Source organism: Brachybacterium rhamnosum, assembly GCF_039526185.1.
GTDB classification, from domain to species: Bacteria; Actinomycetota; Actinomycetes; order Actinomycetales; family Dermabacteraceae; genus Brachybacterium; species Brachybacterium rhamnosum.
In genome coordinates, this window is the sequence record NZ_BAAAIS010000002.1 from 1610177 (window position 1) to 1623409 (window position 13233).

Consider the following 13233-nt stretch of genomic DNA (forward strand, 5'->3'; position numbering starts at 1 on the left):
CACTCCCCGAGGGGCGCTCCCCGCGTTGACCCCCCTGCTCGCCCGCGACTATCCTGGGGCGTCGTCGTGCCTTGATGTGCGCTCTGCTCCGCTGCCGAAACCTGCTTTCCGGCGCGAGGAGGGGTCTCACCCGCATCCAGGACCGTCGCCGCATCGTGGGCGGAACGGGACGGGCTCGACGAGAAGGCCATGCTTTTTTCGAAGGAAGCGTGTCCACGGTCCATCGAAACGTGCCCCGCGAGCAACGAGCTCGACGGGCACTCCGACGAGAGAAGAAGGCACGAGTGCGTACGTTCACCCCGAAGCCCGACGATGTCGAGCGTTCCTGGTACGTCATCGACGCAACGGATGTCGTCCTCGGCCGGCTCGCTTCCCAGGCTGCTCAGCTGCTGCGGGGCAAGCACAAGCCGGTCTTCGCACCCCACGTGGATGCAGGCGACTTCGTGATCATCATCAACGCCGAGAAGGTCGCCCTGACCGGGAACAAGCGTGAGGCCAAGCTGGCCTACCGCCACTCCGGCTACCCGGGCGGCCTCCGGAGCACCCCCTACTCCGAGCTCCTCGAGACGCATCCGGAGCGCGCGGTGGAGAAGGCCATCAAGGGCATGCTCCCCAAGAACAAGCTGGCCGACCAGCAGCTCAAGAAGCTGAAGGTCTACGCGGGCGGCGAGCACCCGCACGCGGCCCAGCAGCCCGTCCCCTTCACCATCGACCAGGTGGCGCAGTAAGCGGCCCCCGCCGCTGCCGCTCACTGCACGGAAAACATCTAGGAGAACCGTGACCGAGACCACCCACGAGGACCTCGAGACCGTCACTGACGAGTCGGCTCCCTCGACCTTCACCACCGAGTCCACCGGCGAGGAGGCCGTCGGCTCCGGCCAGTCGGCCATCGCGCCCGGGTACGGCACCGGCCGCCGCAAGGAGGCCATCGCCCGCGTCCGTCTGATCCCCGGCTCCGGCCAGTGGACCGTCAACGGCCGCACGCTCGAGGACTACTTCCCGAACAAGGTGCACCAGCAGGAGGTCAACGACCCCTTCAAGGTGCTCGATCTGCAGGGCCGCTTCGACGTCGTCGCCCGCATCTCCGGCGGTGGCCCCTCGGGCCAGGCCGGTGCGCTGCGCCTCGGCGTCTCCCGCGCGCTCAACGAGATCGATCAGGACGCCAACCGCGCGACCCTGAAGAAGGCCGGCTTCCTGACGCGCGACGCGCGCGTCATCGAGCGCAAGAAGGCCGGCCTCAAGAAGGCCCGCAAGGCCTCGCAGTTCTCGAAGCGCTGATCCCCGGATCGCCGCCTCGAGCGCTCGAGCGCTCGGCTGCGAAGGGCCCCGCCACCTCCGGGTGGCGGGGCCCTTCCGCGTCCCCGGGGCCGCGCGGGGCGCCGTCGGCCCCGGGATGAGACCGGACCGAGACCTCCGTGCACGCAGGGCGGACCGCAGTCCCCGGCGCCGACGGCGGCGCGCATCCTGGCCGCTCGATCACTGTCGGAGACGAGAGGACCCACCGATGACCACCTCGGGGACGCCCAGCAACGCAGCACCGGAGCCCGTCGGCAAGAGCCGGGCGGGGGAGCTGATCGACGAGCGGCGCCGCGAACGCGGGATCACCTGGGCCGAGCTCGCCGAGCGCACGGGACGGCCGGCCGTCTGGCTCACCGCAGCCGTGCTCGGCGCGCACCCCGTGCCGTCGCAGGAGGCCGAGGTGCTGCGAGAGGCCCTGGGCCTGGAGCCGGCGCTCGTCGCCGCCCTGCGTCGCCAGCCCACCCGCATCGCCGATCACGCTGCGCTCAGCGACCCGACGATCTACCGGTTCCAGGAGCTGATCCAGGTGTACGGACCGGCCCTGAAGGCGCTGATCCACGAGGAGTTCGGCGACGGGATCATGAGCGCCATCAACTGCTCGATCGACCTGCGCCGGGGCGAGCACCCAGGTGGGGACCGCGTCGTGCTCACCATCGACGGGAAGTTCCTGTCCTACGACTGGGTCTCCTCGGAGGCCTGAGCGGGGCCGCCCCGGCTCAGGCGAGCAGCTCGCGGATGTCGTCCGCGCTGATGCCGCGGGCGAAGGCGCCGCCGCCCTCCGTGAGCGCCTCGAACAGCTCCGCCTTGCGCTGCTGCAGGGCGAGCACCTTCTCCTCGATCGTGTCCTCCGCGACCATGCGGTACACCATGACGGTGCGGTCCTGGCCGATGCGGTGGGCGCGGTCCACGGCCTGGTTCTCCGCGGCCGGGTTCCACCACGGGTCCAGCAGGAACACGTAGTCCGCCTCCGTGAGGGTCAGGCCGAAGCCGCCCGCCTTGAGGGAGATGAGGAAGACCGGCGCGTCCCCCTCGCGGAACGTGGTGACCACGGCGTCGCGGTCCTTCGTGGAGCCGTCGAGGTAGGCGTAGCGGATGCCGCGCATGTCCAGCTCGTCGGCCACGTGCCGCAGGTGCGAGGTGAACTGGCTGAACAGCAGCACCCGATGCCCGTCGACCACCTCGTCGAGGCGGTCGAACAGCGCCTCGAGCTTCGAGCTGGCGACGTCGCCGTGCGCCTCCGCGTCGACGATCGACGGGTCCAGCGCCATCATCCGCAGCAGGGTGAGGGAGCGGAAGACGATGAAGCGGTTGCGGTCGAGGTCCTCCTCGATGAGCCCGAGGACCTTCTTGCGCTCCCGCTGCAGGATCGAGTCGTACAGGGCGCGGTGCTGCTCGGAGAGCGTCACCGTGAGCACCTGCTCGTGCTTGGGCGGGAGGTCCTTCGCGACGAGCTCCTTGGTGCGGCGCAGCAGGAAGGGCCGCACGCGGGAGCGCAGCTCCTCCATCCGCTCCGGGTGCTCCCCGGACTCGATCGGCGCGGTGTAGCGCTGGCGGAAGGCGATCGCGGAGGGGAACAGTCCCGGGGTGGCGAGCGCGAGGATCGACCAGAGGTCCTCGAGGGTGTTCTCCATCGGGGTGCCCGTGATCGCGAGCCGGAAGGAGGCGCGGATCTCCGCGGCGACCTGGTGGGAGCGGGAGCGGCGGTTCTTCACGAACTGCGCCTCGTCGAGCACGAGCGCCTGGAAGTCCAGCGCCGTGAACTCCTCGGCGTCGATCCGGAGCACCGTGTAGCTGGTGACGACGAGGTCCGCGCCGAGGATCTCACGGGAGACGTCGGTGCCGCGGGCGCGGGCCGTGCGGTCCACGACGACGACCTTGAGCGAGGGCGTGAAGCGCTCCGCCTCCGCGCGCCACACGCCGAGCACGGAGGACGGCGCGACGACGAGGAAGGGCGGGGCGGTCGGATCCTTCGCCCGGGCGTGGGCGAGCAGGGCGAGGGTCTGGACCGTCTTGCCGAGGCCCATGTCGTCCGCGAGCACGCCGCCCAGGCCGTGTTCGAGCAGGAAGGCGAGCCAGGCGAAGCCCTCCTCCTGGTAGGGGCGCAGGGTCGCCGTGAGGGCGGCGGGCAGCGGCGGGGCGGTGATCTCCGTGAGGCGCGCGAGGGCGCCCACGCTGCGCTCCCACTCGGCGCTCGCCCGGGCCTCCTCGGCGATCGCGGTGATGTCCTCCCACATGTCCACCTGGTAGCGGCTGATCTGCTGCTGGTGGGGGTTCCACTCGGCGAGCGCCTCGCCCTCGCCGATCAGCTCGCGGAGCCGGTCGAAGACGGGGTTGTCGAGGGAGAAGTAGGTGCGGTCCGGGAGCATGAGCCGGCCCTGGCCGGTCGCGAGGGCCGTGAACAGGGTGGGGAAGGGGATCGTGCGGCCGTCGACCGTGATCTCGAAGCCCAGGTCGAACCAGTCGTTCTTGCCGGGGGTGGGCCACTGGTTCACGCGCACCTGCGGGGAGCCGTCGAGCTCGCGGTAGGCGTGGCGGGTGCCGACGATCCGCGCCTCGACGTGGTCGAGGGCGCCGAGCGCGTCGAGGACGTGCTCGGTGAAGGCGGCCGTGTCCGGACCGGAGAGGTGCTCGGTCGCGTCGCGCCCGGCCTGCGCCCACAGGGAGCGGGCCGCCTCGAGCACCGCGTCCTCGTGCTCCACGTCGCGGCGCACGCCCTGGCGGCGGTCGATGGGGAGGGTGCGCGAGGGGTCGTGGTACTGCCAGGACCAGCTGAGGTCCAGGCGGTCGCCCTCGGCGTAGGCGGCGGCGAGGCGCAGCGTCGCAGGGCGCACCGCGGGCATCTCGACGCTGCCGTCGGAGCTGGTCACGGCCGTCGTGGCGCGCAGGTGCGGGTAGGCGACCTCGAGGAACTCCTCGCGCTCGGCGGGTGGCACCTCGAGCGGAGAGGTGCGCTGGAAGAGGCGCTGCATGGCGGTGGGGATCGGGCTGCCGGCGGGGGCGATCCGGGCCGGGAGGCGCACGCCGTCGCCCTTCGGCGCGGGCTCGGCGCGCTCGGGGTCCAGGTCGATGATGCCGGCGCTGCCGAGCGGGCGGGCGTGCGGGGCGGGCACGTCGTCGATCGTGACGAGCGGTTGGACGACGAGCGGTGCGTCCTCGCCGGTGCTGCGCAGGTCCACCGTGACCGCGGCGGAGCCGGCGAGCGAGAGGCCCGTGAGCGCGCTGCCGGGGAGGAAGGCGACGCCGACGTCGCGCGCGTGGGCGAGGGCCTGCCACAGCAGCGGCGAGCCGATCTGGTTGATCCACAGCTGCTCGATCGCGCCCACCGCGTAGGAGCGCTCGGCGGAGGCCGCCGCGAAGATCCGGGTGAGCGCCTCCGCATGGGCGGGGTCGTAGGCGGTCGAGTGCACGCGGTACTCGAAGGTGCGCCAGGAGATGCCGCCCTTGATCCAGCTGCCCTTCCGGCCCATGATCAGCGGGCGCATGCTGAGGGAGAGCGGCGAGCCGGACGCGAGGTGCTCCGCGGTGACGTCCTCCCGGCCGATCCGCGCGCCGCGGCCCTGCAGCGGCGCGGCCGCGAGGTCGAAGCGCAGGGCGAGCGGCTGCGGCGTCGTCTCCTCGGCGGCCTCCTCGCCGAGCAGGGGGCGCAGCACGGAGCGCCACTCCGACGGCGGGTGCTCGCGATCCTGCTCCTCGGCGCGCGCGTCGAGCGCGTACAGGGTCGCCGCGACGTGCTTGCAGTCGCGGGAGACGGGGCACGTGCAGCGGGAGCCGGTGGGCCGCCAGATGCCGCCCGCCGTGGGGCGCCAGAAGCGGCGGGAGACGGCGTCCTCCTCGTACTCGCGCAGCTCGACGACGACCCGGTAGCGGTCGCTCATCCCCTCGACCTCCGCCTCGGCGCGGCCCGCAGCGCGATCCCAGTCCAGGGAGATCACCCGCTTCTGTCGCGAGTACTCGAGGCCGCGGCCGGCGGCGGCGTCGCCCACCGCCTGGCTGATCGCGAGCGGCGGCACGTGCGGCAGCGGCGCGGCGGCGGAGGGCGGGGTGGAGGCGGAGGAGGCCGACGAAGGCATAGGGGACAGCGTATCGAGCGCGGAGCCCTCACGGCGCATCCGGGGGAGGGCTCACGGCGGGCCGACGGGGGCGGCGTGAGCACGACCACGCGAGGCGCGCCCGGGGCGCCGGGGGAGCCCCGGGCGCTACAGTCGGTGCCGTTCCGCCCGCGCAGGCCGCGCAGGGCCCCGCATCTCGGAAGGACCCTCCTCATGGCTCGACTCTTCGGCACCGACGGCGTGCGCGGACGCGCGAACGACGACATCACCGCGGAGCTCGCGGTCGAGCTGTCGGTGGGCGCCGCCCACGTGCTGGGGACCTTCGGCGCCTTCGAGGCGGACGGGAGGAAGCCCGTTGCGATCGTCGGCCGGGACACCCGCCCCTCGGGCGACTTCCTCGCCGCCGCGGTGAGCGCGGGCCTCGCCTCCGCAGGGGTCGACGTGCTCGACGCGGGCATCATCGCGACCCCGGGCCTCGCCTTCCTCGTGCAGTCCACCGGTGCGGACCTCGGCGTCATGATCTCCGCCTCCCACAACCCGGCCCCGGACAACGGCATCAAGTTCTTCGCCCGCGGCGGCGTGAAGCTGCCCGACGAGGTCGAGGACGCGATCGAGGCGCGGCTCGGCGAGGAGTGGGAGCGCCCGCAGGGCACCGCCGTCGGCACCATCCGCCCCTTCGAGAACGCCGTCGAGCAGTACGTCGAGCATCTCGTCTCGACCCTCGACCGCCCGCTCACGGGCCTCACCGTGGTCGCCGACTGCGCGAACGGCGCGGCCTCGGTCTCCGGGCCGGAGGCGCTGCGCCGCACCGGCGCGACCGTCCACGTGATCGGCGACCGCTCCGACGGCGGCCTCATCAACGACGGCGTGGGCTCCACGCACCTCGGCCCGCTGCAGGCCGCGGTGCTCGAGCACGGCGCGGACCTCGGCGTGGCCTTCGACGGCGACGCGGACCGCTGCCTCGCGGTCGCGGCCGACGGCGAGCCGGTCGACGGCGACCAGATCATGGCGATCCTCGCCCTGGACCTCAAGGAGCGCGGCAAGCTCCACGACGACACCCTCGTCGTCACCGTCATGAGCAACCTCGGCCTCAAGCTCGCCATGAAGGAGCAGGGCATCACCCTCGCCCAGACCGGCGTGGGGGACCGCTACGTGCTCGAGGAGATGAACCTCGGCGGGTACTCCGTGGGCGGCGAGCAGTCCGGCCACGTGATCCTCGCCGAGCACGCCACCACCGGCGACGGCGAGCTCACCGCCCTCCACCTGCTGCAGCGCATCGCCGCGACCGGCACCTCCGCCCGCGAGCTCGCGGGCGTCATGTCCCGCCTCCCGCAGGCGCTCATCAACGTCAAGGGCGTCGACAAGGCCCGCGCGACGATCGACCACGAGGTGCGCGACGCGGTCGCCGCGGCGGAGGCGGAGCTCGGCGAGAGCGGCCGCGTGCTGCTGCGCCCCTCGGGCACCGAGCCCGTCGTCCGTGTCATGGTCGAGGCCCCCACCGACGAGACCGCGACCGCCGTCGCCGAGCGCCTCGCCGCCGTCGTCCAGGAGCGCCTCGCGCTCTGAGCGCGGGGCACCGACGGCGCGGCTGATCTGAAGGTCACGGGATGACGGAGCGGACGCCGCGCGCCGTCGCGGTGAGCACGTGGTGGCAGCCGTGGCCTGTGCTCTCCATGGCCGGATCCACACCCTTGCGGCCCGGCGCGGCAATGCTCGCGCTCGAGGTCGGTGGGGAGGCCGGCGGGGAGTTCGCCCTGCGGCTGCGATATCGGATCGCCGACGACGGCCGCTCCCTGCGCACCTGGCCCGACGATCCCCCGTCCTCGGATGCCCGGGTGCCGTCCGTGCTGCTCGGGCAGGACTCGACGACGTCGGAGCTCGACGTCTGGTTCGAGCGCAAGGACCTCGACGACGAGGACCTGCCCCTCGCCCACTCGGCCCTGGCGCCGTCCGCGCCCGCGCAGTGGCACCTCGACCCGCCACCGGGCCCGGAGGGGGCGATCATCGGCGGTCTCGCCGAGCTGCTGCGCCGGTCGATCGAGAGCGAACCTGCGCCGCTCGCCGAGGACGCCGAGGTGCTGCTCCTCCCCGGGATCCTGGACGACGGCGCGCCCGCGGATCTCGCCCAGCCCTCCTGGCACGCCCGGCGCGGCGGAGCGCTGCTGCGCCTGCTCGAGCGTCCTCCGCTGCGTCGCGAGGAGGACGACGGGATCAGGGCCCGCTGGGGAGAGGTGCACGACGCCTCCCACCCGTATGCCGCGCACGGGACCGTCGTCTGGTGGCCCGGCACCGTCCGCTGGTGGGGCGGTGGGATGGTCCCCGGCGTCGACGAGCCGCTCGCCCTGAGCTCGCTGCGTCCTGCGGAGCGGCTGCTGGCAGACCGGCTCGAACAGGACCCGGCCTTCGACTGAACCGGGGCCGGGCTTTCCCACGAGCCCGGCGCTCCCGCGAGCCCAGCGCTCCCTGTGCGGCGTTCCCGCGAGCCCGGCGCTCGCGCGCAATTGCCGAAGGTCCGATTCTGTTCCAGATCGATGGTGGATCTGGAAGGGAATCGGACCATCCCCGTTCTGCGCGGGTGCGTGGGTGCGTGGGTGCGTGGGTGTGGGCGGGCGCGGGGACGGGTGGGGGCGCGAGTGCTGGTGCGGGCGCTCAGACCTTGCGCAGGAGCACGTTCTGCACGCGGTGCTGGGCGTCCTTGCGCAGCACGAGGTCGGCGCGGCCGCGGGTGGGCAGCACGTTCTCGGAGAGGTTCGGCCCGTTGATCGTGTGCCAGATCCGCAGCGCCGTCTCGACCGCCTCCTCGTCCGTGAGCTCCGCGTAGCGACGGAAGTACGAGCGCGGGTCGGAGAAGGCGGTGCGGCGCAGGGCGAGGAAGCGGTCCACGTACCAGCGCTGCACGTCCTCGCCGCGGGCGTCGACGTAGACGGAGTAGTCGAAGAAGTCGGAGACGGCCATGCCGAGCCGGCCGTCGCGCCGCGGCCGCGCGGGCTGGAGCACGTTCAGGCCCTCGAGGATGAGCACGTCGGGGCTCTCCACGACGACGCGCTCGTCGGGCACGATGTCGTAGACGAGGTGCGAGTACACGGGCGCCTCGACGCGCTCGACCCCGGCCTTGACGTCCGCGACGAAGCGCAGCAGCCGGCGCCGGTCGTAGCTCTCGGGGAAGCCCTTGCGGTGCATGATCCCGCGGGCCTCGAGCTCCGCGTTGGGGAGCAGGAAGCCGTCGGTCGTCACGAGCTGCACGCGGGGAGTGTCCGGCCAACGGGCCATGAGCTCGCGCAGCAGGCGGGCCGTCGTCGACTTGCCGACCGCGACCGAGCCGGCGACGCCGATGACGTACGGGGTGCGCACCTGCTGCTCGCCGAGGAAGTCCCCGCGCGAGCGGCGCAGGCGCTGCGCCTGGGCGACCTGGATGTTCAGCAGGCGGGAGATCGGCCGGTACACGGCGTCGACCTCGCTCAGGTCGATCATGTCGCCGAGGCCGCGGAGGTTGTCGACGTCCCGCGCGTCCAGGGGGAGCGGGGTCTGCCGGGAGAGCCTCGCCCAGTCCTCGCGGGGGATCTCGAGGAAGGGGGTGACGGCACTCGACGCGGCGGCGGGTCTCATGGGGCGATTCTTCCAGCCGCCCGCCCGTGCCCCCGTCACTCCCGCGCCGGTGAGACCCACGCCGCACCCCTGCGCGATCGTGCACGGGCGTGCGCACCGCCCGTCACGACCGGTCACGAGGAGGGTGAAGCGTGAGCGAACACTCGTGACCTGCGGCGATCCGGTGGGGTCCGGGGCCTCCCGGGGCGCTACGTTCGTCCCCATGTGTGGAATCGTCGGTTACGTGGGCCAGCGCCCCGCCTCCCCCTCCTCCCGTCCCGTCGACGTGGCCCTCCAGGGCCTCGCCCGTCTCGAGTACCGCGGATACGACTCCGCGGGCGTCGCCGTCCTCGACGGCTCCGAGGTGCGCGTCGCGAAGGCCAAGGGCAAGCTGAAGAACCTCCGCGGGGTGCTCGAGGGACAGGACGTCCCGACCTCCGCGGTCGCGATCGGCCACACCCGCTGGGCCACCCACGGCGCGCCGACCGACGAGAACGCCCACCCCCACCTGGGCGGCAAGGACGACGAGCTCGCCCTCGTCCACAACGGCATCATCGAGAACTTCGCCGCCCTCCGCACCTCCCTCGAGGCCGACGGCTACACCTTCCGCTCCGAGACTGACTCCGAGGCCGCCGCGCATCTCGTGGCCCGCGAGATGCAGCGCACCGGCGACCTCACCCTCGCCCTGCGCGCCGCCGCGGTCCAGCTCGAGGGCGCCTTCACCCTCCTCGCCATCCACCGCGACCAGCCGGACCGCGTCGTCGCCGCCCGCCGCAACTCCCCGCTCGTCGTGGGCCTCGGCGAGGGCGAGAACTACCTCGGCTCCGACGTCGCCGCCTTCGTGGACAACACCCGCGAGGCGCTCGAGATCGGTCAGGACCAGGTCGTCACCGTCACCGCGGACGACGTCGCCGTCACCGACTTCGAGGGCACCGAGGTCACCGAGAAGAAGCAGTACACGATCGCCTGGGACGTCGCCGCCGCACAGAAGGGCGGCTACGACTCCTTCATGGCCAAGGAGATCCACGAGCAGGCGACCGCCGTCGCGGACACCCTCCGCGGCCGCATCGACAGCGGCGCCCTCCACCTCGACGAGATGAGCATCGACGAGTCGGTGCTGCGCAGCATCGACAAGATCATCGTCGTCGCGTGCGGCACCGCCGCGAACGCCGGCAACGTCGCGAAGTACGCGATCGAGCACTGGTGCCGCATCCCCACCGAGGTCGAGCTCGCCCACGAGTTCCGCTACCGCGACCCGATCGTCACCGAGAAGACCCTCGTCGTCGCGATCTCCCAGTCCGGCGAGACTATGGACACCCTCATGGCCATGCGTCACGCGCAGGAGCAGGGCGCGAAGGTCGTCGCGATCTGCAACACCTACGGCTCGACGATCCCGCGCGAGGCCGACGCCGCCCTGTACCTCCACGTGGGCCCCGAGATCGCGGTCGCCTCGACGAAGGCGTACCTCGGCCAGATCACCGCCTGCTACCTCCTGGGCCTGTACCTCGCCCAGGTGCGCGGGAACCTCTTCCCCGACGAGATCGCGGCCCTCATGGAGGACCTCGAGCAGCTCCCCGCGCACGTGCAGACCGTGCTCGACGGAGCGGGCGCCGTCGAGGAGCTCGCGCGGTCGATGAAGGACACCACGAGCGTGCTGTTCCTGGGCCGCCACGTCGGCTACCCGACGGCGCTCGAGGGGGCGCTCAAGCTCAAGGAGATCGCCTACATCCACGCGGAGGGCTTCGCCGCCGGCGAGCTCAAGCACGGGCCGATCGCCCTGGTCGACGAGGGGCAGCCGGTCTTCGTCATCGTGCCGTCCCCGCGCGGTCGCGACTCCCTGCACTCGAAGGTCGTCTCGAACATCCAGGAGGTGCGCGCCCGCGGCGCCCGCACCCTGGTGATCGCGGAGGAGGGCGACGAGGACGTGCTCCCGTACTCGGACGTGGTGCTGCGCGTCCCGGCGACCCGCACGCTCTTCGCCCCGCTGCTCACGGTGATCCCGCTGCAGATCTTCTCGTGCGCCCTCGCCGCCGCGAAGGGCCTGGACGTCGACCAGCCGCGCAACCTCGCGAAGTCGGTGACGGTCGAGTGACCCGCTGACGACGGGGCGCGCCGCTGAGGGCGGCGCACCCGTCAGCGCCTCCGCGGCGCGCCCGACGGCCGGTCCGTCACCCCTCCCGGGGTGGTGGGCCGGCCGTCCTGCTGCGGGCCGGCGGGCCTGCACGGGCGGGGGAGCGGGTGTGATACTGCGAGGGTGAGCACCTCTTCCGAGCCCGGGGGCACCGCCTCCGGCCGCACCGCCACCGGCACCGCCGACGCGTCGATCGCCGAGGGCCGCGCATTCCCGCCCCGCGAGGACGGCCGGATCGTCGGCGTCGGCATCGACGTCGCCCAGATCTCGCGGCTCGAGGGCCTGCTCGAGCGCACCCCCGCCCTCGGCGAGCGGCTCTTCGCCCCCGAGGAGCGCGAGCTCTCCCTCGCCTCCCGCGCGGCCCGGGTGGCGGCGAAGGAGGCCGTCGGCAAGGCCCTCGGCCATCCCGGCGACTTCTCCTGGCAGGACGTCACCGTCCAGCGCACCGCCGTGCGCCGCCCCTATCTCGTGCTGCGCGGCGCGACCCTCGCCGCGGCGGAGGAGCTCGGGGTGACGCACCTGCACCTGTCCCTCTCGCACGACGGCGACATCGCCACCGCGATCGTCGTCGCCGAGCGTGCCGAGCCGTCCCCGACTGCGAACACCGAGGTCCCGCGATGATCATCGGCTACTCCGCCGCCGCCGTCCGCTCCGCCGAGCGTCCCCTCCTGGACGCGGGCGAGCCGCTCATGCAGCGCGCCGCCGCCGCGATCGACGCCCACGTCGCCGCGCTGCTCGAACCGCGCGGCCCGCTGCGCGACCGGCACGTGCTCGTGCTCGCCGGCTCCGGCGCGAACGGCGGGGACGGCCTCCACGCGGCCGCCCTGCTGCGCGGCCGCGGCGTGCAGGCCCGGGCGCTCACGACCGGCACGAGCCTGCACGAGGGCGGGGCGCAGGCGCTGCGGGAGGCCGGCGGGCGGATCGACCGCCTCGACGAGCTGACCGAGCGGGACCTCGACGACCTCCTCGACGAGATGGACCTCGTGCTCGACGCGATCGTCGGCATCGGCGGCCGGCCCGAGGTGCCCGCCCCGATCGCCCCGCTGCTGGACGCCGTGCGCCGCCATTCCCTGCCCGTGATCGCCGTGGACCAGCCGAGCTTCCTCGACGCGTCCACCGGCGAGGCGGCCCCCGAGGCGCTCGCCGCCCGCGCCACCCTCACCTTCGGCGCGGTGAAGGCGGGCCTCCTCCTCCCCGGCGGCAGCGCGCTCGCCGGGACCGTGCATCCCGTGGACCTGGGCCTGGACCCGCACCTGCCCAGCTCCGGTCCCGGCCTCGTGGTCCAGCGGCTCACCGACGCCGACGTGCGCACCCTGTTCCCGCGCCCGGGGGCGGAGTCCACGAAGTACCGCCGCGGGGTCGTCGCCCTCGCCGCCGGCAGCCCCGACTATCCCGGCGCGGCCGTGCTCTCCGTCTCCGGCGCCGCCCGCGCGGGCGCCGGCATGGTGCGCCTGCTCGCCCCGGGGAGCGTGCGCGAACTCGTGCTGCACCGCCGGCCGGAGGTCGTGGGCCACGAGAGCCCCACGCCGCCCGCGCATGAGACCGGTCACGCCCGGCCCGTCATCGATCTCGAGGCGGCGGGCCGCACCCACGCGCTCGTCGTCGGCCCCGGTCTCTCCCCGGAGGACCCCCGCGCCCGGGCCGGCGTGGCCCTGCTGCGACGCGGCGCCCACGGCCCGGGCCGCGGCGTGATCGACGCCGGCGCGCTCGGCGCGATCGGCCCCGAGGACAGGTTCGGATCGGAGATCGTGCTGACCCCGCACCGCGGCGAGGCGGACCGTCTCGCGGAGCGCCTCGAGATCGACCCCGAGCAGAGCGCCCCGGCGCTGGCCAGCGCACTCGCCCGCACCACGGGCGCGACGGTGCTCCTCAAGGGCGCCGTCACCGTCGTCGCCCCGGGCCGCACGGGCGGGCCGCTGCTCGCCCAGGACGACGCCACCTCGCAGCTCGCGACGGCCGGCACCGGGGACGTGCTCGCGGGGATCCTCGGCACCCTCCTCGCGGCCGGTCTCCCCGGCCCCGAGGCCGCCGCCCTCGCCGCCCTGCTGCACGGCCGCGCGGGCCGGCTCGCGTCCCGCGACGGCCTCGTCCCCCTCGTCGCCCTGGACGTCGCCGACCACCTCCCGGCCGCTCTCGCCGCTATCCTGGCGGACGCCCTGCCCTGAGCGA

General features: G+C 73.6%; 10 protein-coding genes. 8 read left to right on the forward strand and 2 right to left on the reverse strand.

Going from position 1 to position 13233, the window contains the following annotated elements:
- Positions 1-284: 284 nt before the first annotated feature.
- The 3 genes from rplM (at position 285) to cynS (ending at position 1999) form a co-directional block, all read left to right on the forward strand.
- Positions 285-728, forward strand: coding sequence for a 50S ribosomal protein L13 (gene rplM, locus ABD080_RS09280; RefSeq protein WP_137770162.1), 444 nt, complete (start codon positions 285-287; stop codon positions 726-728).
- A 49-nt stretch (positions 729-777) separates the two neighbouring features.
- On the forward strand, positions 778-1278 hold the full coding sequence (rpsI, locus tag ABD080_RS09285) for a 30S ribosomal protein S9 (RefSeq protein ID WP_137770163.1): 501 nt from the start codon (positions 778-780) through the stop codon (positions 1276-1278).
- A 226-nt stretch (positions 1279-1504) separates the two neighbouring features.
- Complete coding sequence (cynS, locus tag ABD080_RS09290; protein ID WP_137770164.1) at positions 1505-1999, forward strand: cyanase; 495 nt, start codon at positions 1505-1507, stop codon at positions 1997-1999.
- A gap of 16 nt (positions 2000-2015) precedes the next feature.
- Here the strand turns inward: cynS and ABD080_RS09295 are convergent, their stop codons facing one another.
- Positions 2016-5369, reverse strand: a complete 3354-nt coding sequence (locus tag ABD080_RS09295) for a DEAD/DEAH box helicase (RefSeq protein ID WP_343904452.1) — start codon at positions 5367-5369, stop codon at positions 2016-2018.
- 192 nt (positions 5370-5561) lie between these two features.
- Between ABD080_RS09295 and glmM the strand changes: the two genes are divergently transcribed.
- Together glmM and ABD080_RS09305 are read left to right on the forward strand one after the other, a co-directional pair.
- On the forward strand, positions 5562-6914 hold the full coding sequence (glmM, locus tag ABD080_RS09300) for a phosphoglucosamine mutase (RefSeq protein WP_343904453.1): 1353 nt from the start codon (positions 5562-5564) through the stop codon (positions 6912-6914).
- 41 nt (positions 6915-6955) lie between these two features.
- Positions 6956-7759 (forward strand): hypothetical protein, encoded by an 804-nt coding sequence (locus tag ABD080_RS09305; RefSeq protein ID WP_343904454.1) that lies wholly within the window; start codon positions 6956-6958, stop codon positions 7757-7759.
- Between the two features lie 238 nt (positions 7760-7997).
- Here ABD080_RS09305 and coaA read toward each other — a convergent pair whose 3' ends face one another.
- Positions 7998-8954: a type I pantothenate kinase gene (gene coaA, locus ABD080_RS09310; protein ID WP_137770167.1), complete on the reverse strand. Its 957-nt coding sequence runs from the start codon at positions 8952-8954 to the stop codon at positions 7998-8000.
- A gap of 202 nt (positions 8955-9156) precedes the next feature.
- Here coaA and glmS point away from each other — a divergent pair, with 202 nt between their 5' ends.
- The 3 genes from glmS to ABD080_RS09325 all read left to right on the forward strand — a co-directional run bounded on the left by glmS (position 9157) and on the right by ABD080_RS09325 (position 13229).
- On the forward strand, positions 9157-11025 hold the full coding sequence (gene glmS / locus ABD080_RS09315) for a glutamine--fructose-6-phosphate transaminase (isomerizing) (protein ID WP_137770168.1): 1869 nt from the start codon (positions 9157-9159) through the stop codon (positions 11023-11025).
- Between the two features lie 162 nt (positions 11026-11187).
- Complete coding sequence (locus ABD080_RS09320; protein WP_343904455.1) at positions 11188-11685, forward strand: holo-ACP synthase; 498 nt, start codon at positions 11188-11190, stop codon at positions 11683-11685.
- Positions 11682-13229, forward strand: a complete 1548-nt coding sequence (locus ABD080_RS09325; RefSeq protein WP_343904456.1) for an NAD(P)H-hydrate dehydratase — start codon at positions 11682-11684, stop codon at positions 13227-13229. The genes ABD080_RS09320 and ABD080_RS09325 overlap by 4 nt, the downstream gene beginning before the upstream one ends.
- Positions 13230-13233 lie beyond the last annotated feature (4 nt).

Bases quoted from the DNA above. Each gene is read 5' to 3' on its own strand.
- ABD080_RS09305 (WP_343904454.1), top strand. From the start codon at position 6,956: ATGACGGAGCGGACGCCGCGCGCCGTCGCGGTGAGCACGTGGTGGCAG.
- ABD080_RS09325 (WP_343904456.1), top strand. From the start codon at position 11,682: ATGATCATCGGCTACTCCGCCGCCGCCGTCCGCTCCGCCGAGCGTCCC.
- glmM (WP_343904453.1), top strand. From the start codon at position 5,562: ATGGCTCGACTCTTCGGCACCGACGGCGTGCGCGGACGCGCGAACGAC.
- coaA (WP_137770167.1), bottom strand. From the start codon at position 8,954: ATGAGACCCGCCGCCGCGTCGAGTGCCGTCACCCCCTTCCTCGAGATC.
- cynS (WP_137770164.1), top strand. From the start codon at position 1,505: ATGACCACCTCGGGGACGCCCAGCAACGCAGCACCGGAGCCCGTCGGC.
- ABD080_RS09295 (WP_343904452.1), bottom strand. From the start codon at position 5,369: ATGCCTTCGTCGGCCTCCTCCGCCTCCACCCCGCCCTCCGCCGCCGCG.
- glmS (WP_137770168.1), top strand. From the start codon at position 9,157: ATGTGTGGAATCGTCGGTTACGTGGGCCAGCGCCCCGCCTCCCCCTCC.